The 22,323-nt window shown below is 43.5% G+C and carries 21 protein-coding genes, 1 tRNA gene and 1 riboswitch; of the genes, 13 read left to right on the top strand and 9 right to left on the bottom strand.

The window, feature by feature from the left end; genetic code table 11:
• Positions 1-133: 133 nt before the first annotated feature.
• Positions 134-243, bottom strand: a riboswitch (SAM riboswitch).
• 133 nt (positions 244-376) lie between these two features.
• The 3 genes from DIU38_RS25425 to murQ form a co-directional block, all read right to left on the bottom strand.
• Positions 377-1,108 carry a Bax inhibitor-1/YccA family protein gene (locus DIU38_RS25425; RefSeq protein ID WP_112656172.1) on the bottom strand — a complete coding sequence of 244 codons (732 nt, stop codon included), beginning with the start codon at positions 1,106-1,108 and terminating at the stop codon, positions 377-379.
• A gap of 169 nt (positions 1,109-1,277) precedes the next feature.
• A complete protein-coding gene (locus DIU38_RS25420; protein WP_112656174.1) occupies positions 1,278-1,844 on the bottom strand; it encodes a hypothetical protein in 567 nt (188 codons plus the stop codon).
• Between the two features lie 102 nt (positions 1,845-1,946).
• Positions 1,947-2,756, bottom strand: a complete 810-nt coding sequence (murQ, locus tag DIU38_RS25415) for an N-acetylmuramic acid 6-phosphate etherase (RefSeq protein WP_112656176.1) — start codon at positions 2,754-2,756, stop codon at positions 1,947-1,949.
• A 108-nt stretch (positions 2,757-2,864) separates the two neighbouring features.
• Here murQ and DIU38_RS25410 point away from each other — a divergent pair, with 108 nt between their 5' ends.
• Positions 2,865-4,451, top strand: coding sequence for a S41 family peptidase (locus DIU38_RS25410; protein WP_112656178.1), 1,587 nt, complete (start codon positions 2,865-2,867; stop codon positions 4,449-4,451).
• A 113-nt stretch (positions 4,452-4,564) separates the two neighbouring features.
• Positions 4,565-4,801, top strand: a complete 237-nt coding sequence (locus DIU38_RS25405) for a DUF7660 family protein (protein WP_112656180.1) — start codon at positions 4,565-4,567, stop codon at positions 4,799-4,801.
• Positions 4,802-4,905: 104 nt separating this feature from the next.
• On the opposite strand, the gene DIU38_RS25400 is transcribed toward DIU38_RS25405, so the two are convergent.
• From DIU38_RS25400 to era, 4 genes are all read right to left on the bottom strand, one after another.
• Complete coding sequence (locus tag DIU38_RS25400) at positions 4,906-5,820, bottom strand: NAD(P)/FAD-dependent oxidoreductase (RefSeq protein ID WP_112656337.1); 915 nt, start codon at positions 5,818-5,820, stop codon at positions 4,906-4,908.
• 131 nt (positions 5,821-5,951) lie between these two features.
• Positions 5,952-6,623, bottom strand: a complete 672-nt coding sequence (locus DIU38_RS25395; protein ID WP_112656182.1) for a hypothetical protein — start codon at positions 6,621-6,623, stop codon at positions 5,952-5,954.
• Between the two features lie 246 nt (positions 6,624-6,869).
• Positions 6,870-8,171: a ribosome biogenesis GTPase Der gene (gene der, locus DIU38_RS25390; RefSeq protein ID WP_091173447.1), complete on the bottom strand. Its 1,302-nt coding sequence runs from the start codon at positions 8,169-8,171 to the stop codon at positions 6,870-6,872.
• Positions 8,172-8,370: 199 nt separating this feature from the next.
• The gene (era, locus tag DIU38_RS25385) at positions 8,371-9,249 is read right to left on the bottom strand and encodes a GTPase Era (protein WP_112656184.1); all 879 of its coding nucleotides are present in this window, start codon (positions 9,247-9,249) and stop codon (positions 8,371-8,373) included.
• A gap of 149 nt (positions 9,250-9,398) precedes the next feature.
• Between era and DIU38_RS25380 the strand changes: the two genes are divergently transcribed.
• The 3 genes from DIU38_RS25380 (at position 9,399) to DIU38_RS25370 (ending at position 11,892) form a co-directional block, all read left to right on the top strand.
• Positions 9,399-9,471, top strand: a tRNA-Met gene (locus DIU38_RS25380).
• 482 nt (positions 9,472-9,953) lie between these two features.
• Positions 9,954-10,643 (top strand): response regulator transcription factor, encoded by a 690-nt coding sequence (locus DIU38_RS25375; protein ID WP_112656186.1) that lies wholly within the window; start codon positions 9,954-9,956, stop codon positions 10,641-10,643.
• A complete protein-coding gene (locus DIU38_RS25370) occupies positions 10,627-11,892 on the top strand; it encodes a sensor histidine kinase (RefSeq protein WP_112656188.1) in 1,266 nt (421 codons plus the stop codon). Before DIU38_RS25375 ends, DIU38_RS25370 begins: the two co-directional genes overlap by 17 nt.
• Positions 11,893-11,944: 52 nt before the next feature.
• Here DIU38_RS25370 and DIU38_RS25365 read toward each other — a convergent pair whose 3' ends face one another.
• Complete coding sequence (locus DIU38_RS25365) at positions 11,945-12,379, bottom strand: PepSY-like domain-containing protein (RefSeq protein ID WP_112656190.1); 435 nt, start codon at positions 12,377-12,379, stop codon at positions 11,945-11,947.
• A gap of 211 nt (positions 12,380-12,590) precedes the next feature.
• Here DIU38_RS25365 and DIU38_RS25360 point away from each other — a divergent pair, with 211 nt between their 5' ends.
• Complete coding sequence (locus DIU38_RS25360; RefSeq protein ID WP_317131810.1) at positions 12,591-13,193, top strand: VTT domain-containing protein; 603 nt, start codon at positions 12,591-12,593, stop codon at positions 13,191-13,193.
• A 14-nt stretch (positions 13,194-13,207) separates the two neighbouring features.
• Here DIU38_RS25360 and DIU38_RS25355 read toward each other — a convergent pair whose 3' ends face one another.
• Entirely contained in the window at positions 13,208-13,792 is a 585-nt protein-coding gene (locus tag DIU38_RS25355) for a cation transporter (protein WP_112656192.1), read from the bottom strand.
• A gap of 167 nt (positions 13,793-13,959) precedes the next feature.
• Here DIU38_RS25355 and DIU38_RS25350 point away from each other — a divergent pair, with 167 nt between their 5' ends.
• From DIU38_RS25350 to DIU38_RS25320, 7 genes are all read left to right on the top strand, one after another.
• Positions 13,960-14,964, top strand: a complete 1,005-nt coding sequence (locus DIU38_RS25350; RefSeq protein ID WP_112656194.1) for a YncE family protein — start codon at positions 13,960-13,962, stop codon at positions 14,962-14,964.
• Entirely contained in the window at positions 14,961-16,250 is a 1,290-nt protein-coding gene (locus DIU38_RS25345) for a TolC family protein (protein ID WP_112656196.1), read from the top strand. The genes DIU38_RS25350 and DIU38_RS25345 overlap by 4 nt, the downstream gene beginning before the upstream one ends.
• A 4-nt stretch (positions 16,251-16,254) precedes the next feature.
• Complete coding sequence (locus DIU38_RS25340; RefSeq protein WP_112656198.1) at positions 16,255-17,166, top strand: efflux RND transporter periplasmic adaptor subunit; 912 nt, start codon at positions 16,255-16,257, stop codon at positions 17,164-17,166.
• Positions 17,167-17,173: 7 nt separating this feature from the next.
• Positions 17,174-20,293: an efflux RND transporter permease subunit gene (locus tag DIU38_RS25335; RefSeq protein ID WP_112656200.1), complete on the top strand. Its 3,120-nt coding sequence runs from the start codon at positions 17,174-17,176 to the stop codon at positions 20,291-20,293.
• A gap of 197 nt (positions 20,294-20,490) precedes the next feature.
• Positions 20,491-20,949 carry a phosphatase PAP2 family protein gene (locus DIU38_RS25330; RefSeq protein WP_208057723.1) on the top strand — a complete coding sequence of 153 codons (459 nt, stop codon included), beginning with the start codon at positions 20,491-20,493 and terminating at the stop codon, positions 20,947-20,949.
• Positions 20,950-20,965: 16 nt separating this feature from the next.
• Positions 20,966-21,847 (top strand): hypothetical protein, encoded by an 882-nt coding sequence (locus DIU38_RS25325; RefSeq protein ID WP_146750345.1) that lies wholly within the window; start codon positions 20,966-20,968, stop codon positions 21,845-21,847.
• A gap of 61 nt (positions 21,848-21,908) precedes the next feature.
• Positions 21,909-22,322: an EamA family transporter gene (locus DIU38_RS25320; protein ID WP_112656206.1), complete on the top strand. Its 414-nt coding sequence runs from the start codon at positions 21,909-21,911 to the stop codon at positions 22,320-22,322.
• Position 22,323: the final 1 nt, after the last annotated feature.

The following is a 22,323-nucleotide window of genomic DNA, read 5'->3' as shown; positions in this document are numbered from 1 at the left end:
TTACCGGCGATTAGCTTGGTTAGCGAAATGTTTATACGGCAATATCCAGATCAATCAGTGTAATCAAAAAAATCACTCTAATCATCAATAAATAAAAAGCTTATCTCGAAAAGTCGGGTGTTGTTATGACTTTCGCTTATCTGTCCGGGCGCGTAATTGCCGCCTGGTAGAATGTAGCACCTTGTGAAGCACAGGTTGCTAAGACATCGCAGGGTCTAATCCCTCCGTCTTTCTCCATAAGCACTGCAAAGTTGCGCAATAAAGTTATCATTTGCAAGTGTATAACGTACGCTAAATATCATAGCTAAGCCACATTGTTAAACAAAAAAAGCCGCCTTTTGCGGAGGCAGCTTTATGATTGAATTTCTTAATGAGATTATCTTCTTCTGCCGAATAAACGGAGGAGCATAAAAAACAGGTTGATCAGTGTGATGTACAATGTTAGCGCACCCATCAGGGCCAGTTTTTTCGAGCTTGCATCACCGTATTCAATGCCTGCTCCAATGCGTTTTAACATTTGCATATAGTAGGCAGTTAAACCAGTAAATACAGCTATGCCTACGTAGCTGATGATGTAACTCATTTGTTCGCTGTGCATAAAGAAGTTAGCTAATGAAGCTACAAAAATCCCAATGAACAGGATGTACATGATTGAACCAAACTTGGTTAAATCCATCTGGGTAGTATAACCTGCAATGCCCATAATACCGAAAGTTACTGATGCGGTAATGAAAACACCCAATATTGATGCAGATGTGTAGATCAGAAATATCAAACTTAAGCTGATGCCAATAAGCGTTGCATAAGCTACGAAAAGCAGCACCAATACCGGATAAGAGATTCGGTTATAGCCAAATTGCATTACCAATGAAAACGCCAGTGGCGAAAACAGCGCAAAATAGCCAAAACCTGTAAGACCGCCTGTTGGTGCAACGATCAGGCTGATCAGGCCCATATTTAAAAACAGATAAACTGTTATTGCTGATACGCCAAGCGCAACAAACATCCAGCTGAAAACGCCGGCCATAAACCTGCGTGAAGCAACTTCTGATTGATCCCTAACTTCGATTACATTATCGAAGTTGTATTTAGATTCTTTAAATTCCATTTTGTGTTAAAAATTATAGTACGAATATATAAATAAAAGGTGAATGCAACATGAAGAAGCAAGACTGCAAGAATCAAGAGTCAAGAAACAGGAAAGTTTTCCGAAATGTCTTGTCTCTTGATTCTTGCAGTCTTGATTTCTGTTCTTCCTGCTTCCTGACTCTGTACCCCTAATTCAATCTCCTCATCAACTGCTCTTCAACCTTTTTGAAAACCTGTATGGGTTTCAGGGTACGCCAGCCAAGGCTATCGAGTTCGCCGCCAAAATTGATATAATAGTCGATATTGCTGTGTTTAAATTCGTCTATCACGTGTTCGCGGAAGTTGATGCCTGCTATCCAGCCGTCTTCCACGTCCTGAAACCACTCTTCGTAATAGCAATCGTCGCTTGAATGAAAGTTGAGTACGTTTTCGCCGATCAGGATAAAATGACTGACACCATTATCTATCATCAGGTCGAGCAGCTCACGCTTCAGCAGCATAATGTCGTTATTGATGGCATCATTCCATTCGCCTATCAGCTCAATGATGGTATAGCCTTTATCATAATCGGCAAAAAGCACTTTTAAATAAAGGGTATTGGAGCCGAATGAGTCCCATTGCGGGTGCAGCAGGTAATTGTATACCTGCTTGTCAAATTCAAACTCGCTGTATTCTGTTGCATAAAAAGGCGAAAACTCATCTTCCGATGCCACGTAATCGTCTCTCCAGCGGTAATATGGTTCAATATCGTGCATGTTTTTGATTTCAAATTGTCTGAACCCGAATTTTTTGAATTTGAGAATTTATCGAATAGAAGCATCTTCAAATTTCCAAATCAACACATCTTCAAATTCAGTTTATTTTTTTAAATAATGATCAACAGCGCTTCGTACGCTGCCGTATTGTTTCAGTAACCCGGCTGCTTCTTCTTCGTTCAGCCCGGTTTCGTCCATTACCATGCGGGTGCCCCTGTTCACCAATTTGTGGTTGCTCAATTGCATATCAACCATCCTGTTCCCTTTTACGCGGCCAAGCTGAATCATGACACTTGTGCTCAGCATATTTAAAACTAATTTTTGCGCAGTACCGGCCTTCATGCGGGTTGACCCGGTTAAAAACTCAGGGCCTGTTACTACTTCAACCGGGTATTGTGCCACTGCCGCCACCGGGCTGCCGCTGTTACAAACAATACAGCCGGTAACTAAATTATGCTCATTAGCTGTTTTTAAGCCACCGATCACATATGGCGTAGTGCCCGAAGCGGCTATGCCAACAACTACGTCTTTATCATTAATGTCAAAGGCCTCTAAATCTTTCCAGGCCTGTACAGCATCGTCTTCTGCAAATTCTACCGCTTTGCGGATCGCACCATCGCCGCCGGCTATTAGCCCAACAACCATATCAAACGGAACACCGAACGTTGGCGGGCATTCCGATGCATCAACCACACCTAAACGGCCACTGGTACCCGCACCTATATAAAATAACCGTCCGCCGTTTTTCATCCTTTCAGCAGTGATTGTAGCCAATGCTTCTATCTGCGGCAAGGCCTTTTCCACAGCAAAGGGAACAGTTTTATCCTCGTTATTAATGTTTTCTAAAATTTCCCTTACGGTCTGTTTTTCGAGGTTTTTATAGTGCGATTCCCTTTCGGTGGTGGTATCCATAGCCTATTTTCAAATAATTTATAACAAAATTCGGTAAAAATCATCAAATGCAAGGGTGCGGGTAAAAATTATTGACCCTGCAATTATTAACTTTGTGTGTAATAAGTTATGAAGAGGACCGCGGGTGTAATTTTCCGGACAATAATCCTGCTGCTGGTAGGGGTGATGATAGGCCAGGTGCTTAACAAGGATTTTGCCGCGCGTAACCTTGGCTTCTCCTTTGTGAGCAATAGTAAAATAGCAAAGGTGCTGCAACTGGTTGACCGTAACTATGTTGACAGCGTTAATATCGATAGTATTGAAGGTGTATCGGTAAATAACCTGCTTCAAAACCTTGATCCACATTCGCTTTATTTACCGCAGCAGCAGGCGCAATCCATTAATGAACGGTTAGACGGTGGTTTTAACGGTATCGGTATCGAATACCAGTTACTGCGTGATACGCTGATCATTACCCAGGTTTATGCCGGTGGCCCGGCCGAAAAAGCGGGCTTACTGGTGGGCAGCAAGGTGATCAATGTTGATGATAAAAAGTTTTCGGGCAGTAAGCTAACGGCCACCCGGATAAATAGCGTTTTCAGGGGTGAAAAGGATGCTGAAATAAAACTGAGTGTTGTGCCTCCGCTGAGCAAAGATTTAAAAATACTTACCGTAAAACGGGGGCACGTTGACCTGAGCAGTGTTGATGCTGCCTATATGGCCGATGCTAAAACCGGATATATCAAGATCAGTAAATTTTCGGCCACTACCGATCTCGATTTCAGAAAAGCGTTGACGGCCCTGAAAGTTGACGGTATGAATAAATTGTTGCTTGATTTGAGAGGCAATGGAGGTGGCTACCTTAACGCTGCCACTTCATTGGCCGATGAGTTTTTAACTGATGGAAAGCTGATAGTTTATACCAAAGGTATCCACGAGCCCCGGACTGATTATTTTGCCACCGATTCGGGCATGTTTCAGAAAGGGAAACTTACCGTGCTTATTGATGAATATTCGGCCTCGGCCAGTGAGATTTTAGCAGGGGCCCTGCAGGACCTTGACAGGGCTACTATTGTTGGCCGGCGATCATTTGGTAAAGGCCTGGTGCAGCAGCAATTTGCTTTTGACGATGGTTCGGCTGTGAATTTAACAGTGGCCAGGTACTATACCCCTTCGGGCCGCTCTATCCAGAAATCATACAAAAACGGGGTTGACAGTTACCGCAATGAACTTGCCCAGCGCATGCAAAAAGGCGAACTTTTTTCAGAACAAAGCAACCTTAATGATAGTGTTTTTAAAGGTAGCCCATCATTCCATACCTCAAGCGGCCGCAAAGTTTTTAGCGGCGGAGGTATTATGCCCGATGTTTTTGTGCCGGCAGATACCAGCAAATTTACCCCGCTTATCCAGGACCTGAGCCAGCAGCAATTATTTACCGCTTACGTTGTTGACCGCCAGCAGCAATTGCTTAAAAAATACCCGACTGAAGCTGAGTTTTTAACTCAATATGCTGTTAGTAATGACGAGGTAGATAAATTTATACTGTATGCCTCGCAAACCATTAAAGAAATGGATTCGCACGAAGTACAGATCTCAAGGGAGCCGATAAAAACAATCCTGAAAGCCCAGGCGGCCCGCTTTAAATGGGGTGATAACGCCTACTTTAAAGTGATCAACACCGATGATGTAACCTTTAAAAAAGGGTTGGAGCAGTAGATGATTTAAGCTCAAATAAAAAACGTTTCAATAGTGCAGGGAATAAGTAGGGTGAGGATAAAGAAAAATCGTCCATGCCTGCAAACAAACCAACTATCTTCAAGACCTGATTTATGAAAAATTTAAACTCGAAAGATGATTTTGTACAATTCATGTCTTCATTGATCAATGACTTGAAAGATAATCCTGATAAATGGGAAAACAAGTCTTTGTTAGATTACCTTGAGGGAATCCAAAGTTGGACCGATGACATGGAAGGCTATTATTTGAATAACAACCTCCCAGTTCCCGGAAATGTAAATTGGGGCGTTATTGCCGACATCCTCACTGCCGCGAGAGTTTACGAATAAGTATTTATTGGGTTGAAGTGCCCTAAAACGGGTGCTGGAAATTTCTTGTTGCGATCAATATACAGCGCTTTGCTTATTCGTGGGAATGACAATCGCTTTTAATTTTATTCTTTTCCCGGCAGGAAAACCTCATTAATCAATTCCAAATTTGCCATAACGCCTGCCATTGTGCCGCTATTAACCGCATTGGCTATGGCGCGAATGCCCGAAGCGCTGTCGCCGGCGGCATAAACGCCGGGTACCGTTGTTTTTTGCTGTGCATCAACCTGGATGTGGCCCTGATCGGTAAATGAGCAGCCTAATTGTAATGCAATATCACTGTGTTGCACAAATGGGAGCCTCGCATATAATGCCTTAAGTTTTATTTCGGAGCCGTTTTGCAAATGGATGGTAGTTATCTGGCCGTCATGATGATCAAACGCTGCTATTTCCCCCTCAATGATTTGTATATTATTATGACTGATAATCGATTGCTGACCTTCGGTTAAAGTTGATTTTCCGTTAGTGAACAGAATGAGATCTTTGGTCCAGTTTGAAATAAGTTTAGCCAGCTCAAAAGCCATTTCGCCATTAGCAAATATGCCTGTAGGCTGATAGCCGTATTCGTAACCATGGCAATAGGGGCAATGAATAATCGATATTCCCCAGCATTCGGCGAAACCGGGAATATCGGGCATTTGGTCTTTAATACCGGCAGCAAGGATAATTTTCTTTGCGCTGAATGTTTCACTGGATATTGTACTAACCTCAAAGCCCTTAGTTATTGGTGTACATTGAGTAGCCTCACTATGGAGCAGCGTGATAGTTGGGTATTTTAAAGTTTGTTCACGGGCAATAGTCAAAATCTCGTGCGGGGTTTGACCATCGCGGGTAAAAAAGTTGTGTGAGTGTGGCGTTTGGCGGTTGCAGGGCATGCCACTATCAATAATTAATACTTTACGCATGGCACGGCCCAAAGCCATGCCTGCAGATAAACCGGCGCTGCTGCCGCCGATAATGATCACATCAAACTCCTTCATATGAATTGCGGTTAAATATGGATAAAGGTAAATGACAAAAACACAAAATGCAACCATGTTGCATTTTGTGTTTTTGAACTGACAAAGTAGAATGGCCGGCTGGCTAAAGAAATGCCAATTGCGCCGGTATTTTATTTTTTATTGGTTTTGTTCAGTGTTAATAATCCGTTGAAATAGGATAATAGTTTTCGGTTATCATCCTGAATGTAGGCCACCGGATAATCATAATTCATAAAAGTAACCTTCCATACTTTGGCAAAATGAGGCTGATCAGGCGTATCCGGAGTTAGGTTGTAATACCCGAACTCCGCATTAAGGCATGATGATTCATTAACGCGGTTATCAATGGTATAGCCATCTTTTTTAAAAGCATCAATAAAAATTTTACGTATTTGGGGCAGCGGAGCCGTTGCTGTAGTATTCAGGCTAAGTGTGCCATAGCGCCGGCCAATGATAGTTGAAAAAGCCTCGTTCCTGAAATGATAGCCTATTCCCGAATTAAAGATGGGCAAACCTTTGCTTTCTTCATAAGCTATAACATGCTGGTAGATATTAAGCGGTCCATTATTGCTTATGCTATCGTTTAAAATAACTCTATATATTACCAGGCCGTTAACCGGGATATTATTTTTTTGCAGGAGCGTAATAGCCGCTGCCAGTTCAACTTTATTGCTGTCGCTATAATCACGTTTAACACGACTGATGCAGCCATTATCTTCTCCGCCGGCCGATGATAGCTCACCTTTTTTGCATGCCGTAAAAGCAGCCAGTACTATTAGTACTAAACAGTAAAACTTTTTCATGAAGTGTAAAGTATTGAGGTTTAGTGGTATTACGGGGGAAAGCAAAAAAACGCAACAACGACCTTGATTTTTAGGATTCAAGGATTGCCTGATTGCGTTGATACGATAGGGTTGAGGCTTACGTTATGGATAAAGAAAACCCAGAGTTACGAAGTTTTGAAAACTTCGTAACTCTGGGAATATCATAAGTCTGGATTTTATAAGGTAAATCTCAAGGTAATCCTCAAAGCCTAAAAATCAAGGTTCTTACTTCTGCCTGAACCATACCTGCACCGGGGCGCCCGAAAAATCAAAATTTTCGCGGAGTTTATTTTCGATAAACCGATAGTATGGCTCCTTTACGTATTGCGGCAAATTGCAGAAAAACGCAAACATTGGCGAGGTGCCGGCAATTTGGGTAATGTATTTTATTTTAACGTATTTACCTTTAATTGATGGTGGCGGGTAGTTTTCGATAATTGGCAGCATTACCTCGTTCAGTTTTGAAGTAGGGATCTTACGGGCGCGGTTCTGGTAAACCTGGTTGGCTACATCAATCACCTTTAATACCCTTTGCTTTTCGGTAACTGAGGTAAATACAATAGGCACATCGGTAAAGGGGGCTATCTTATCGCGGATCTGCTCTTCAAAAACCTTGATGGTTTTGCTGTTCTTCTCAATCAAATCCCATTTATTCACCACAATTACTACGCCTTTTTTGTTCTTTTCGGCCAGGTGAAAGATATTAATGTCCTGCGATTCAAAGCCTTCAACCGCATCAATCATTAGGATAATTACATCGGCTTCTTCCAAAGCTTTGATGGTACGCATTACCGAGTAAAACTCAATGTTTTCCTTAACCTTGGTTTTTTTACGCATCCCGGCAGTATCTATCAGCATAAAATCATGACCATACTGGTTATAATGGATATGGATAGAGTCGCGGGTGGTACCGGCAATAGGGGTAACTATGTTACGGTCTTTACCGATAAGCGCGTTAATGATAGATGATTTACCCACGTTAGGGCGACCGACAATGGCATATTTAGGGCGGGTGTTTTCTTCAAGTACTTCGTCTTCAAAGTGTTTTACCACTTCGTCGAGCAGTTCGCCGGTACCTGAGCCGGTCATTGATGAAATGCTGTAGATTTCGCCAAGGCCGAAGCTGTAAAACACCATAGCATCGGCAACCTGGTTGTTATTGTCCAGCTTATTCACTACCACAAAAACAGGTTTATTGCTTTTGCGCAGGCGGTTGGCAATCTCATCGTCCAGATCAGTAATACCAGTTGTAACATCAACAACAAAAAGGATTACCGAAGCTTCTTCAATGGCAATATCAACCTGCTCGCGAATGGCGGTTTCAAAAACATCGTCGGAATTAGCTACATAGCCGCCTGTATCAATAACGGTAAAATTGTGGTTAAGCCATTCGGCAACGCCGTAATGCCTGTCGCGCGTGACACCGCTAAAGTCATCAACAATGGCCTTGCGACTTTCGGTTAAACGGTTATATAATGTTGATTTGCCTACGTTGGGCCTGCCCACAATGGCTACTATGTTACTCATTTTGTTTGGATTTGAGATGTGAGATTTGAGATATGAGACCGGGTTTCATATTCATCCAAAATCAACATCAAAATTAATGCTTTATAAACAGAGCGAAAGATTTTATCTTAAATCTCTCGTCCTAATTTCAATATCTTAAGTTAGCTTTAAAAACAGAGAGCAGATTTTGTCTCAAATCTCACATCTCAATTCTCATATCTTAGCCCTCGTACCCGAATTGTTTGAGGTAATTCTTTTTGGTACGCCAGTCGGGGATCACTTTTACAAACATTTCCAGGAAAACTTTTTGCTGAAAAAAATCTTCCATGGCGCGCCGCGCATAGGTGCCGGTAATTTTTAACATTTCGCCGCCCTTGCCTATGATGATGTTCTTTTGCGATTCGCGCTCTACAATAATTTCTGCGCTGATACGGTAAAGCTTTTCGCCCTCAATAAAGGCGGTTACAATAACCTCGGTGCTGTACGGAATTTCTTTTTTGTATTGTTTAAACACCTGTTCGCGGATCATCTCCGAGGCGAAGAAGCGGTCGTTACGGTCGGTTAGCGCATCTTTTTCGTAATAAGCGGCATGCTCCGGCAGGTTTTCGATCACGAAATCCATAATGGCCTTAATGTTGTGCCCATGCAATGCCGATATTGCGAAGATGGCTTTAGGGTTTAATTTCTCCTGCCAAAATTCGACTTTCTTTTTTACGGTTTCTTCATCGCTTTGGTCAATTTTGTTGATGAGTACGGCAAGAGGCGCTGATGAACGCTCCAATTTTTTAAGAACGTCTGCTTCATCATATTCCTCATAAATGTCGGTAACCAGCAAAATAAGGTCGGCATCAACAATAGAGCCGTCAACCTGGTGCATCATGCTTTCGTGCAGGGCGTAGTGCGGTTTGATAACACCAGGGGTGTCCGAAAACACGATCTGGTAGTTTTCGTCATTCACAATACCCAAAATGCGGTGGCGTGTAGTTTGCGCTTTAGGGGTGATGATGGACATTTTTTCGCCCACCAGCGCGTTCATAAGGGTTGATTTCCCTGCGTTGGGTTTACCTATTATACTTACAAAACCTGCCTGATGAGCCATAAAAAAATAATTAAAAATATATTTGGACTGCAAAGAAACGAATTATATCTTTGCAGTCCAATTAAAACGGAGTGCAAATTTGCATTTTGATAATTGGAAGCACCTTTCCGGGGTTATGGCCGGATCTCAAATATATAGCACAAATACAGTGCGGGATGGAGCAGTTGGTAGCTCGTCGGGCTCATAACCCGAAGGTCGTAGGTTCGAGTCCTGCTCCCGCTACCTCAAATCCTCATAATAAATTGACAATCAGTTTATTATGAGGATTTTTTATTTTTGACCGGTGCAATATGCGGTGCAATTTCATTGTTACTGGCAAGCCCTTGAGAGGCATCTATTGTCCAATAGGAACTTATTTAGACGGCTCAATTCAATTAACAGATCGGTATGCAATGGTATTACTATATGAGTGATTTACTATCCAAATAATACTTCTTCCCGAGCCTGATTGCTGTTTCAACAACTTCATTGGTATGCTGCCAGTTGTGAATCAAGTTCTCGGGCAACTATTCGAGAAAGCATTTTACAAATTCTTCGGTCTCTGCCAATTGAATCAAATTCCCCATCTATCCAATTTAGGGTAAATAACGGGTTCAATTCTGAAAGGAATTAGCAATTGAGCAATAATCCAGATTTCAGATTGCGTTCAGAATTTAATGTGAACATTGCCTGAAGATCTAAATAATGAAAACTAACTTCGTAAGATGAAGATTCTGATCGTAGAAGATGAGCCGGAATTATCGGGCAGCATCGCTTCTTACCTTCTTAAAGAAACTTACCGTTGCGAAATAGCAGCAGATTTCGCGCAGGCAGAAGATATGATCGTTGATTTCCAATATGATTGTGTGATCGTGGATATCGGCCTGCCTGGCGGAAGCGGCCTGGAACTGATTAAACTTATTAAGAGCATGAAAAGGAACGACGGCATTATTGTGATCTCGGCCAACAGTGCGCTAAACGACAAACTGACAGGTCTAAACCTCGGTGCGGACGATTACCTGGCGAAGCCATTCCATTTATCTGAGCTGAGCGCACGGCTAAACTCCGTAATCAGAAGGCGAAATTTTCAAGGCTCAAGTAGTTTTGTGTTTAAAGAATTACAAGTGAATGTGGATGATAAAAGTGTCCTTGTACACGGCAAACCGTTGACCCTGAATAAAAAAGAACTTGATTTGTTATTGTTCCTGGTGGCTAATAAAAACCGGATTGTTTCAAAATCTGCAATCGCCGAGCACTTGTCACAGAATGAATCCGGTTATTACCGGGGGCAGGATGTCGTTTACGCTCATATGAAAAACCTGAAGAAGAAACTGACCGAGGCCGGCAGCAAAGATTATATCAAAACGATTTATGGCGTAGGCTACAAATTTGAATGCTATGAAGCTGCTGACTAAAACCTCCCGCAATTTATTAGGTTATGCATGTGTGGTGCTGTTGATCAGTATACCCGTCTTTTATTTCATCATCGAACAACTTTATTACCAGGATGTCGATGATGCCTTACGGCTAAAGAAAAAGGAGCTGATCATCCGCACACGCAGGTTAAGAAACGAACATGATATCCGTTTATGGCTGGGCATGGACCCGGAAGTAAGGATGTCTCCCTTACCCGCATCCGGCGTAATCAAAGATACCATCTACCCGAAACTATATGTTGATACTTTAGACCAGGAATTAGAACCCTATCGGGAACTCCGAACTACACTTGCTATTAATAATCAAACTTACCTGGTGATTATCCGTCGTTCGCTTGTCGAAAGTGAGGATCTCATTGTCGGCATTGCGGAAGCCCAGGCTATCCTGCTCATTTTATTATTTGGCGGCTGGATCATCATCAATCGCCGGACCTCCAAAAAAATATGGCAACCCTTTGAACAGATCATTGCATGGCTCAAAAAATATGAAATGGGAAAAGATACCCTAACCGGTATCCCTTCATCGGGAATAGACGAATTTGATACATTAAATGGAGTGGTAAGTGATTTAATTGAAAAGAATCACGGAATATTCATTCAGCAGAAAAATTTCATCGAGAATGCATCTCATGAAATGCAGACACCGTTGGCTATACTGCAATCCAAGCTTGATCTGCTTGTGGTTTCCGAAGGGCTGACCGCTGAACAAGCCCGTTATCTTCAGTCACAGTATGAAGCTATTGAACGGCTAAACCACCTCAACAGTAGCCTGCTGCTGCTTTCGCAGATTGAAAACCATCAGTTCGATGAAATATCGGCCGTATCTGTCGATCTCCTGATAAAAAAGATTTTAAGCCATTTGGAAGAAGTAATTAAGGAAAAAGCGATAAATGTTAACACGACCTTTCACACAAATAAAGTGTTAAATGGAAACCCAATGCTGCTAGAAATCTGTTTCTCCAATTTAATAAGCAACGCGATAAATCATGTGCCGGAAAACGGGATTATTGAAATCTTTCTTGATGATTCGATGCTTCAGATCAGAAATTCAGGTGCTCCGCTTGGCTTTAGCGAAGAAAAATTGTTCACCCGTTTCGGAAAAAACAAGGCCAGTAAATATGGGGTCGGATTGGGCCTGGCTATCGTCCGTCAGATTACTGATCTGATGAAGATGACCGTAGCATATGCCTACGCTGACGGGGCGCATCAATTTACCGTACGATTTTGATCAGCTAAATATTTACAAGACCCAAAACAGGGGCCTTGTAAATATTCGGTCATCAGTCGATCTTTATAAATGCACCTTGGTTGTCGAACACCAGGTCCTTGCCTTTAACTTCGGCTTCGTACATGGTTTTCCCGGCACCATCAGTTACCCTGCCGGCTTCAGCTATCTTGGCCCCTTTATAGTTGGCAGCAACATATTTAGTGACGCTGGACGGCAAAGCACCTACCGGTATCGCTTCGACCTGCTCAATAAAAGCACCATTAGGACTAAAGATCACCGACATATCTTCGCCTGATTTACCACCCCAGTTAGCTTCGAAATTTCCCTTTTCTTTTTCCCAGGTTACCTTAGTGGCAGTCGGGTATTTTTTCAAAAGTGCCGAGTTGGCTGCTGCCGGTACCTGACTGCTTTTTACTTTTTGTGCCAATGTTGCACCGCCGAACAGGATACAACCTGCCATTACGGTTAATAAGAATGTCTTTTTCATAATTTTAATTTTCACAAGTCTAAAGGCTGATTCTGATTAGATTCTGAAACCTTTTTGGAGAAAACCTGGATAAGTCGGAAAATATCTAAGGTTGGTCATGTATTGATAAATGATTGCTTATTATTCAATTCAGAATCTTTTCAGCATTCGCTGGTTTATTTGGAATGATAGTCATCTTCCTTTCAAATTAAATTTATGGATTTTTTGCTTCATGTCGATATATCTGGCCGGCCTGATCAGCCATTACCACAGCTCCACGTATCTTATTTTGTTCGGAATGATCTTTATAGAAACAGGGATTGTTGTTGTTCCATTTATACCTGGCGATTCTTTACTCTTTGCTACAGGCGCATTGGTAGCGGGCGGAAATACCGGATTGAACATTTACCTGTTAGCCCTTTTATTGATCCTGGCTGCATTTGCAGGTGACGTGCTTAATTATAAGCTTGGTGGTTATTTCGGCCCCAGGGTATTTAAAAAAGACAACAAGATATTAAGGCTTGAATATTATCAACGTGCTAAATCTTTTTTCGACCAATACGGAGGTAAATCTATCGCTTTTGGTAGATTCATCCCGATGATCCGCACTTTTGCGCCTTTTGTGGCTGGGGTCAGCCGAATGCCCATCGTACGCTTTTTAAGTTTCAACATCGCCGGAGGAAGCGTATGGGTCATTCTCTTTTTAGCAATAGGCTATTTCTTTGGGAATATTCCGCTGATCAAAGATCATTTCAGTTTATTCGTCATCGCTATTGTGGTTATCTCACTGATTCCTGTAGGATTAGCTGCTTTCAGGAATGAAAAGCATTCCTGACTATCCGAATAGTTTCACTTTGCTTTAGACTTGAATGAATGGAATGCCTCTCGAAATCCGTAGAGTGCGATAATTACGGTGGAAGCCATATCCATCCACGACCAACCCAAATATTTGATAAATAACAAACCAGTCAGAACTGAAACTGCCAGGAGTCCATCTATTACCGTAACTTTTGATTCTGCTATCAATACCGGGTTTTCAAGCAAGCGTCCAAAGTGTTGCTTTCCGGCTGCCAAAGCAAACATTACCAAAGCTGTCAGTATCAGCCAAAAGATAGTGATTAATGAGGGCTGTGGAGCTAGCTGCCGATGCAGACCGAAAAAGGTTTGAACAATCAAATAGGTGGAAAGCAATAAAAAGGAAACGCCTATTATTTTAATAGCTAACTGCTCATTGTGTTTTGATACTGCTTTTAACTGCCAGATGACCACTACAGAGGCAAGGACTTCTATAAGTGAATCAATTCCAAATCCGAAAAGTGAAAGCGAATTTTGCGCTTGGGACAGCATAATCATCGGAATGAAACTGATCAAATTCCACGCTAAGGTAGCATACTCCAGTTTGAGACCTGCCTGACGAAATCTTTCTTTTTCCATGTCAATTTCCAAATGCTGAATTATTCAATTAGTTGTGAAAGATACTGCTGAAATCTGAAAGGACTCTGAAATATGCCATTTATAGCGTTTTGTCCATCCGTTTCAGAAACTTTTCAGAATGTTCCGGCAGCTTTGTCCCGGTAGCATAAAACACCTGCCCAAAAACTGTGTATCCTTTAAAAAAACTCCCTATTTGCATTTTTCTTGGTATAGGACTGCTCTGGCTGGCAAACAATGGAAATGCGCAAACTAAAGTACAGGCATTAATCCCACGGGACGAGATTGTGCTCCCTGATGTCAAAGGGGGCTTTGACCTGATGGCTTACGATTTTCTCCATCAGCGGCTTTTCTTATCCGCACAGGACAACCATTCAATCGAAGTAATCGACCTTAAATACAATAAACCGATTAAAAGCCTTGCTGGGTTTAACGAACCAAAATGGGTTTTTTATCACCCGGAAACCAATGTGCTATATGTAGCTACCGGCAGGGACGGCAAAGTGACGGCTGTGGATGCAGCCACGTATCAGAAGATAAAAACCTATGTTTTTAAGGAGGCATGTAATAACCTCCGTTATGACAAGCTGACAAACCAGCTATTTGTAGGGATCGGACATACTTTCGGGGCAATTGGCATCATCGACCTGAATACGCATAAAATTTCCCGTCAGATTCCATTGGCTGGTTTTCCTAAACAGTTTGAGTTAACTCCCGACCGAATCTATGTTAATGAGCCCAGCAAGAGCCTTATTGAGGTAATCGACCGTAAAACAAACAAAATAATAGCTTCATGGCCGGTAAAAAGTGATAAAGATAATGTGCCAATGGCTATTGACAGGGCAAAGCAGCGCTTGTACATCGGCTGCGCCGGGGGGCGGTTGCTCGTTTTCTCAATGACCAGCGGAAAAGAGCTGAGCAGAATCGCAATTCCCAAGGATGTAGATGGGATTTATCTGGACAGTAAACGTAGCCGTTTATACGTTTCCTGCGGGGAGGGTTTTTTAGATGTGTTCAGTATTCAAAAGGATGAGCTATCACTTGTACAGCAAATGCGTACCAGAAGAGGCGCGGGTACCGGCCTGTTCATACCCATTGCCAACCTCTACGTACTGGCTGAACCACAAAATGAGATCCTTCCAGCAGCCCTTAGAATTTTTCAGCCGGCATTATGAAAAGAAAATATTTAATTACATCGCTGACTATATTCATCCTGTCCGTCAGCGGCCTGCGTGCTCAATCTAACCTGCCTGACTTTCTAAACGTGGCTTATACCAACAGCCCGCTGATCAACGACAATAAAAATCAGCAGATCAACAACCAGGCGGAAGCCGAACGGATCAGGGCGATGACGACCAAACTCCAGCTGAGCCTAAACGCCTATTACCTGTTCGCTCCCGTTTATGTGACCGATGCCGGTCACAAGGGATTCAATCTCAATTCCACCGGCGCAACCAATTACTACGGTTTTGACCTGGGCACAACCAACGGTGGCAGTATGCAGGGCTTGGTGACCGCTAACCAACCTTTGTTTGCAGGTAAACGCGCTGCTATCCTGGCTGAACAATCACGTGTAGGTGCACAGGTTAACGCAAATATGATCAAGCTTACCCGGCATGACCTGGAAAAGTCCATTACAGATCAATATATTTTGTGCCTTTTGGATAAAAAACAGATCAGCAACGCTTCGGAAAATATGAAGATCATCGACCAGCAACGCGTTATTGTCAAGAAACTGGTCAACGCCAGCTTACTCAAAAATTCCGACCTGATCCTGCTAAACATCGAATATGAAAGCAACCAAAACGTTTCCCTGACCTATCAGGCGGCTTATCATAAGGATTTGCTCGAACTGCGGATTATGAGCGGAAGCCGGGATACCGCGGCAATCGAACTGGACACGCTTAATCTGCAACTGAAAGGCTCCGTGCAACAATCCGCCTACCTCGAAAAATTCCGGCTGGACAGCCTTAACCTGGTGGCGACCCAAAAAGCTTTTGAAACAAGGTACCGGCCGCAGCTAAGCGCTTTTGGCAACACGGGAGTTAATGCCACACATTTTAATACCCTGCAAGACCGTTTTGGCCTGAGCGCAGGCCTGAATCTGAGCTGGAGTATTCTTGACGGGCACCAAAAGGAAATTACCCGAAGAAAGACCGAGGTGCAATTACAAACGGTGGCTTTCAGCAAAAGCAATGCGCAATTTCAGAATGAGTTGCGCAAAACGCAGGTACTGGACGAACTCAGATCATATGATGTCCGCGTGCGGAACCAGCAAAAACAATTAAACGAATATCGATCACTTTTAAATAGCTACCGCACACAGGTGATACAGGCGCAATTATCTGTTATCGATTTTATCAATGTGCTCAAAAACCGAACGACTGCCCAGCGGGATCTTCTTCAATTGGAAACTAACCGAAATTTATTAATCAACGCTTACAACTACTGGAACTGGTAAATTCATGAAAATATTACACATAGCATTATTCGGGTTGCTTTTGTTAAGCGCCTGCCAGAGCAATACGCCACCTGTTAATGAGCCGAAGCCGCGAACCAATGTGCAGATCACCGAAATAAAATCGGGTGAAATTAGCGACAATCTCGTGCTTTCCGGCACTTCAGTTTATCTGAAAAGGAATATGGTTACTTCTTCCATCGCGGCCTTCATAACCAATGTTTATGTTAAACTCGGTGACCATGTTCGTAAAGGACAGCCGCTTTATTTACTTGAATCAAAAGAGCGAAAAGCCTTGGGTAGCGATATTACCAAAGTTGATCCTTCTTTGAAAGGCTTTGGATTAATAACGGTTAACGCCCCGGCCTCCGGTATCATAACTACTTTTGATAAACAGCAAACGGGAGAGTATGTGCTTGAAGGCTCGCAGCTTTGCACGATAGCTGCCAGCAATGACCTGGCCTTCCAGGTCAATGTACCTTTTGAATATACGGACTTGGTTAAGCCGGGCAAGAAATGTTTGATCACGCTGCCCGACGGTTCGCAGCACAAAGCAACTATAACAACGCCGCTGGCTACGATGAATGTTACTGAGCAAACACAGGTATTGCTTGCTCGGCCGGATCAAACTCTTTTCCTTCCTGAAAATTTACTGGGTAAAGTACAGTTTAATCGCTCTACCTACGGTAATCAGCAAGTTTTGCCAAAAACTTGTGTACTAAGTGACGAATTACTTAAAGATTTCTGGGTGATGAAACTGATTAATGATAGTACAGCCATAAAGGTGGCCGTTAAAACAGGCACTAAAAACAATCAGGACATTGAGATACTCTCGCCTAAATTTCAGCCGGGCGATAAGATTCTGGTCAGCGGCAATTACGGACTGGCGGATACCGCTTTGGTAACAGTAGACAAATAACAGGGCCATGGAAGAAAAAAAGAATTATTTCCAAAAGTTTTCCCGGCCGATCCTGTTTGTCGGTGCGATCCTACTGGCCGTGGGTGCATATTTCTACACCCATATGCAAACCAACTTGTTCCCGGAAGTCCTGTTTCCGCGTGTCGCCATCATTGCCGATGCCGGGCAGTTACCCATAGACCGCATGATGCTCACCGTAACAAAGCCACTCGAAAGCGCGGTGAAAAAAGTGCGGGGCGTGACCATTGTAAAAAGCAGCACCAGCCGGGGTAGCGTGACCATTGACGTGTATTTTGATTGGGGGCTGGATACTTACGCGCAGAAAACACAGATTGAAAGCCGGGTCAACGAGATCAAAAACTTCCTTCCGGCTGGCATAAATATGTCCATAGAGGCGATGAACCAATCGCTATTCCCCGTTTACGGCTACACGTTGAGCAGTAAAACACATGGGCAGGTAGCCTTAAAAGATCAAGCTTACCTTACGCTGCGCCCGATATTTTCCAGAGTTAAGGGTATCGCCAATGTGGTAACTCGGGGCGGCCGTTCTAAAGAGTTCGTCATTATTCCTGATCCGGTTAAAATGTCAACGCTGGGAATCTCACCGGCAGCTGTTAAAGCAGCTTTTGCGAACAATAACTTTGTATTATCCAATGGCAACCTGGCTGATTTTAACCGGCTATACCTGACGCTGACTGATACGCGTGTGTTGGATGTGGATGCCCTTTCTAACCTGACCATCCGTAATGATGGTTCCCGGTTGATCAAACTGCGGGACTTTGCAACAGTTGATTTACAGGAACAGCAGGAATTTGTGGTCGTAAATGCCAATGGCAAGAATGCGGTTCAGATCGACCTCGTAAAACAGCCGGGAGTTAACCTGATCGATTTTGCCAAAGACGCTGCGGCCAAAGCCGAAGAGGTTAGAAAAGCTTTGCCGGATGATTATGAACTAACGCCTTATTATGACCAGAGTGCCTTTGTGGGCGACAGTATCCACAGTGTGATTAAGACGATCTATGAAGGACTGATCCTGGCCATTATCGTCATGATATTTTTCCTGAAGTCGTGGCGTTCGAGCCTGGCGGTCATGCTATCTATACCTGTCACATTAGGCTTTACCATTACCGTCCTTTACCTGGCAGGTATTACCATCAATATTATGTCCCTTGGTGCTATTGCTGCCTCAGTCGGCCTGATCATTGACGACGCCATCGTGATCATTGAGCAGATCCACCGGGAACATGAAGAGTTTCCTCAAAAGCATATTTATGATGTGGTGATCGATGCGATTAAGGCTTTATTTCCGGCAATGGTCGGTTCCTCACTGGCTACTATTGTCATCTTTTTCCCGTTCCGACTGATGAGCGGACTGGCGGGCAGTTTTTTTAAAGAGTTGTCCGATACGATGCAAATAACGCTGGTGTGTTCCTTTTTGGTTACCTGGTTGTTGTTGCCCGTGCTGCATATATTAGTCGGCTATCGCCCGCATAAAGGAAGCGGGCATAAACATAACGATTTTACCACCAATAAGCTTTCCTGGCTGACCTGGACCTTTAAAAAGCCGGTCTTTGCGCTATTGTTTGTCGCTATTCTTGGCGTATCTGCATATTTCGTTTCCGGCAAACTGGAAACCGGTTTTTTACCTAACCTGGATGAGGGGACTATCGTGCTTGATTATTTCTCGCCGTCCGGTACCTCCATCGAGGAAACTGATCGCCTTTGTAAGCAAATGGAAAAGATCGTTACCGCCCAGCCGGAAGTAGAAACCTATTCCCGCCGTACCGGTGTGAAAATGGCCTTTAGAACTACCCAGCCCAATTTCGGTGATTACTCTATACAATTAAAAAAAGACCGTAAAAAAACCACCGATGAAGTGATCAGTGATTTACGGGATAAAATCTCTGCTCATGTTCCGGTGATGCATATTTCCTTCGGCCAGCGGATATCTGATCTGCTTGGTGACCTGATGAGCACGCCCGCGCCGATAGAGATTAAAATATTTGGTGACGATTACGCTAAACTTCAGGATTATGATAAACAAGCCACCGCAATCCTTAAAAAAATCCAAGGCATCGCTGACCTTAATGATGGTTTAATTGCTGCCGGTCCCTCCATAGAATTTGTTCCGGATCAGGATAAATTGAGTTTATACAATATTTCTTTGACGGATTTTCAGATGCAACTGGCGGCTTATACTGGCGGCGTTCCATTGGGCATGAACTCGTCCGTCGCTGAGCCGTCCGCTTCACAGGCAGCGCTTACCGGCGGTATCCAGATCGGCGAATTACAGGATGGGCAGCAGATGCGCAAGATCCTGCTTCGCTTTACAAACTTTAAAGACAATGACCTGGAGCATATTAAAAAGCAATTGATCTTTTTGCCTAACGGACAAACAAGGCCTTTATCTTTTTTTTGCGGGGTAAATGTTCTTCCTGGTGAGATCGAACAGACAAGGGAAGACCTCAAGTCCAATATCATCTTATCAGCTCGCTTGGATAACCGTGACCTCGGAAGTGCGATCTCTGAGATCCAGCAAAAATTAAACGGCGGATTAAAATTACCGAAGGGTTATTTTATCAGCTATGGCGGCGCTTATTCCGAACAACAGCAGTCATTCAAAGAACTGCTCTTAATACTCGGGTTGGCGGTCGTATTGGTATTTGCTGTACTGCTTTTTCTGTTCCGGGACTGGCTGCTGGCCTGTCTGGTTATCCTGATCTCGGTGTTGGGTATCGGCGGCAGTATCCTGGCGCTGTTTATTTGCAATATTCCGCTTAATGTGAGTAGCTACACCGGCATTATCATGATCGTGGGCATCATTGCGGAGAACGCAATATTCACACTGAACCAGTTTCGCTTTAACCTGGTAGATACCGGCGATGTAGATACCTCCATTAATTATGCTATTGCCTTGCGCATTCGTCCGAAGCTTATGACCGCCATCGGTGCAATACTGGCACTCATGCCGCTGGCATTGGGCATCGGTCTGGGGGCTCAGATGCAGCAGCCTTTAGCTGTGGCTGTTATCGGTGGTTTTATTGCTGCGCTACCTCTTTTACTTTTTGTATTCCCATCGCTCATTCGCCTGGGTTACCGTAAACACATGAAAACCCATAAGATTTAAAGGCAGAATTGAAATTACCTCATTAAAATAACGATATGAAAAACCTGATTAAACTGTTGCTTTTAATTTCACTGCTGACTGGTTCCGTCTCTGTCAAAGCCCAAAGCCTTGACTTGCGCCTACTGCAGAGTATCAATGGCCCCGTCAATCCGGGTCCTGATTCCAGGTGGCGTTTTGTAAGCAATAGCATGGCACCTATGGCATTGGCTGAACCTTTGGGATTATTAATAGCTGGGCAACTTGGCCATAATGACTACCTTAAACAGCAGGCACTGGTTGGCCTGGTCGCTATCGGCGGTTCCGTCGTAGTGAGCACGGCGTTAAAGGTGGTCACTCACCGGGAAAGGCCATATTTAGCTTATCCTGACCTGATAACAGGTAAGCAAGGGCCTACCGACTACAGTTTTCCATCTGGCCACGCAAGCGTGGCTTTCGCCACCGCTACATCACTGAGCCTGGCTATTCCTAAATGGTATGTCATCGTTCCTTCCTATACTTATGCAGCTACCGTCGGCTATTCACGTATGTACTTAGGCGTGCATTATCCCAGTGATGTGCTGGGCGGGGCCATCCTCGGGTCTGGTACCGCCTATTTGACCTATAAAGCCAATCAATGGCTGCGCAAAAAATATAAACATCAACCAAAAGGCTATTAATCCTCCAAATTCCACCATGCGGAAAATAAAACTGATAATAATCTTTGTCCTACTTGGTTCAGGCTTTGTTCATGCTCAGGAACGTCTGTTGCACGAGGTGGCTGATCTACCTGACCCGCTTCGGGAAAATTCTTCTCTCGTCTTTACAAAAGCGGGTTTATGGACGATGAATGACGGACCGGCTACCAACCTGTATCGAATAGATGAAAGAACCGGAAAAATACTTCAGGAGGTGCGGCTTAGTGGCTGCCAAACAATGGACACCGAAGCGTTGACAGCTGATGCGAATTACCTTTACATCGGTGATTTCGGAAACAACCACGAACCCAGAACCAACTTCCATATCCTGCGTATAAAATTGTCTGAGATCACTAAAGCGGCAAAACAGGACATTCAGGCGGAACTGATATCGTACACTTATGAAGACTTTGGTGTGGTTGATTTAAATAGCTCAACCGATCATTTCGATTGTGAGGCGATGCTTTCGCTGAATGACAAAATCTACCTATTTACCAAAAGGCGGGGCGACCACCGGACAATTCTTTATGAACTATCCAATACACCGGGGAAACAGCTGGCAAAAAAGTTGCAAGTATTTAACAGCGACGGGTTAATTACCGATGCTGCTATTAATAAAAGCGGCACGGAAATCGCCTTGATCGGTTACCTCAAAGGGCATAAAAATTCGTTCGTGTGGCTACTGAATAACTTCAAAGGGAATCAGTTTTTCTCCGGCAAACAACAACGTATTGAAATCGCAAAGGATGTGAAAAGCTGGCAGACCGAGGGAATTGCCTATAAATCTGATAATCACCTATTTATTTCCTGTGAACAGACCAATGATGTCAACTGCCGCCTTTATAAGGTCAGTCGTCAACAATTGATAACGAACAAATGACCGGTAAACATGATTGGAATGGTTCAATTTATAATTTATTAACTTCTTAAGCCTAATAACTATGTGGTGGATTTATGCTTTATTATCTGCGTTCTTTGCTTCGTTAACCGCCATTTTTGCCAAAATCGGAGTTAAAGATGTTAATTCTGATCTGGCGACTGCCATCCGCACGGTGGTGATCCTTGTCGTCGCCTGGGGGATCGCTATTGGGCGGGGAGAATTAAAAGGCATCAGTGAACTTTCTAAAAATACCTGGATTTTTCTTGGCCTTTCAGGTCTTGCGACAGGGCTATCCTGGATCTTTTATTATCGGGCCTTACAACTGGGTAAAGTGTCGCAAGTAGCGCCGGTCGATAAATTGAGCGTTGCCCTAACCATCATCCTGTCTGTAGTGTTTTTAAAAGAAGCGGTATCGTTAAAAGCGGCCATAGGTGCGGTTTTGATAATCGGCGGAACATTGGTTCTCATCTTTTGAT

Origin of the sequence: Mucilaginibacter metallidurans, assembly GCF_003286435.2 — a bacterium.
Lineage (GTDB): Bacteria > Bacteroidota > Bacteroidia > Sphingobacteriales > Sphingobacteriaceae > Mucilaginibacter > Mucilaginibacter gossypii.
Note: the sequence above shows the minus strand (reverse complement) of the source record. Positions and strands in the feature narration are given on the sequence as shown.

Coding starts and splice junctions, on each gene's coding strand:
- DIU38_RS25325 (WP_146750345.1), top strand. CDS start 20,966: ATGCGGAAAATAAAACTGATAATAATCTTTGTCCTACTTGGTTCAGGC.
- DIU38_RS25425 (WP_112656172.1), bottom strand. CDS start 1,108: ATGGAATTTAAAGAATCTAAATACAACTTCGATAATGTAATCGAAGTT.
- DIU38_RS25405 (WP_112656180.1), top strand. CDS start 4,565: ATGAAAAATTTAAACTCGAAAGATGATTTTGTACAATTCATGTCTTCA.
- DIU38_RS25340 (WP_112656198.1), top strand. CDS start 16,255: ATGAAAATATTACACATAGCATTATTCGGGTTGCTTTTGTTAAGCGCC.
- DIU38_RS25370 (WP_112656188.1), top strand. CDS start 10,627: ATGAAGCTGCTGACTAAAACCTCCCGCAATTTATTAGGTTATGCATGT.
- DIU38_RS25320 (WP_112656206.1), top strand. CDS start 21,909: ATGTGGTGGATTTATGCTTTATTATCTGCGTTCTTTGCTTCGTTAACC.
- era (WP_112656184.1), bottom strand. CDS start 9,249: ATGGCTCATCAGGCAGGTTTTGTAAGTATAATAGGTAAACCCAACGCA.
- DIU38_RS25365 (WP_112656190.1), bottom strand. CDS start 12,379: ATGAAAAAGACATTCTTATTAACCGTAATGGCAGGTTGTATCCTGTTC.
- DIU38_RS25395 (WP_112656182.1), bottom strand. CDS start 6,623: ATGAAAAAGTTTTACTGTTTAGTACTAATAGTACTGGCTGCTTTTACG.
- murQ (WP_112656176.1), bottom strand. CDS start 2,756: ATGGATACCACCACCGAAAGGGAATCGCACTATAAAAACCTCGAAAAA.
- DIU38_RS25410 (WP_112656178.1), top strand. CDS start 2,865: ATGAAGAGGACCGCGGGTGTAATTTTCCGGACAATAATCCTGCTGCTG.
- DIU38_RS25335 (WP_112656200.1), top strand. CDS start 17,174: ATGGAAGAAAAAAAGAATTATTTCCAAAAGTTTTCCCGGCCGATCCTG.
- DIU38_RS25330 (WP_208057723.1), top strand. CDS start 20,491: ATGGCATTGGCTGAACCTTTGGGATTATTAATAGCTGGGCAACTTGGC.
- DIU38_RS25420 (WP_112656174.1), bottom strand. CDS start 1,844: ATGCACGATATTGAACCATATTACCGCTGGAGAGACGATTACGTGGCA.
- der (WP_091173447.1), bottom strand. CDS start 8,171: ATGAGTAACATAGTAGCCATTGTGGGCAGGCCCAACGTAGGCAAATCA.
- DIU38_RS25355 (WP_112656192.1), bottom strand. CDS start 13,792: ATGGAAAAAGAAAGATTTCGTCAGGCAGGTCTCAAACTGGAGTATGCT.
- DIU38_RS25360 (WP_317131810.1), top strand. CDS start 12,591: ATGTCGATATATCTGGCCGGCCTGATCAGCCATTACCACAGCTCCACG.
- DIU38_RS25400 (WP_112656337.1), bottom strand. CDS start 5,820: ATGAAGGAGTTTGATGTGATCATTATCGGCGGCAGCAGCGCCGGTTTA.
- DIU38_RS25345 (WP_112656196.1), top strand. CDS start 14,961: ATGAAAAGAAAATATTTAATTACATCGCTGACTATATTCATCCTGTCC.
- DIU38_RS25375 (WP_112656186.1), top strand. CDS start 9,954: ATGAAGATTCTGATCGTAGAAGATGAGCCGGAATTATCGGGCAGCATC.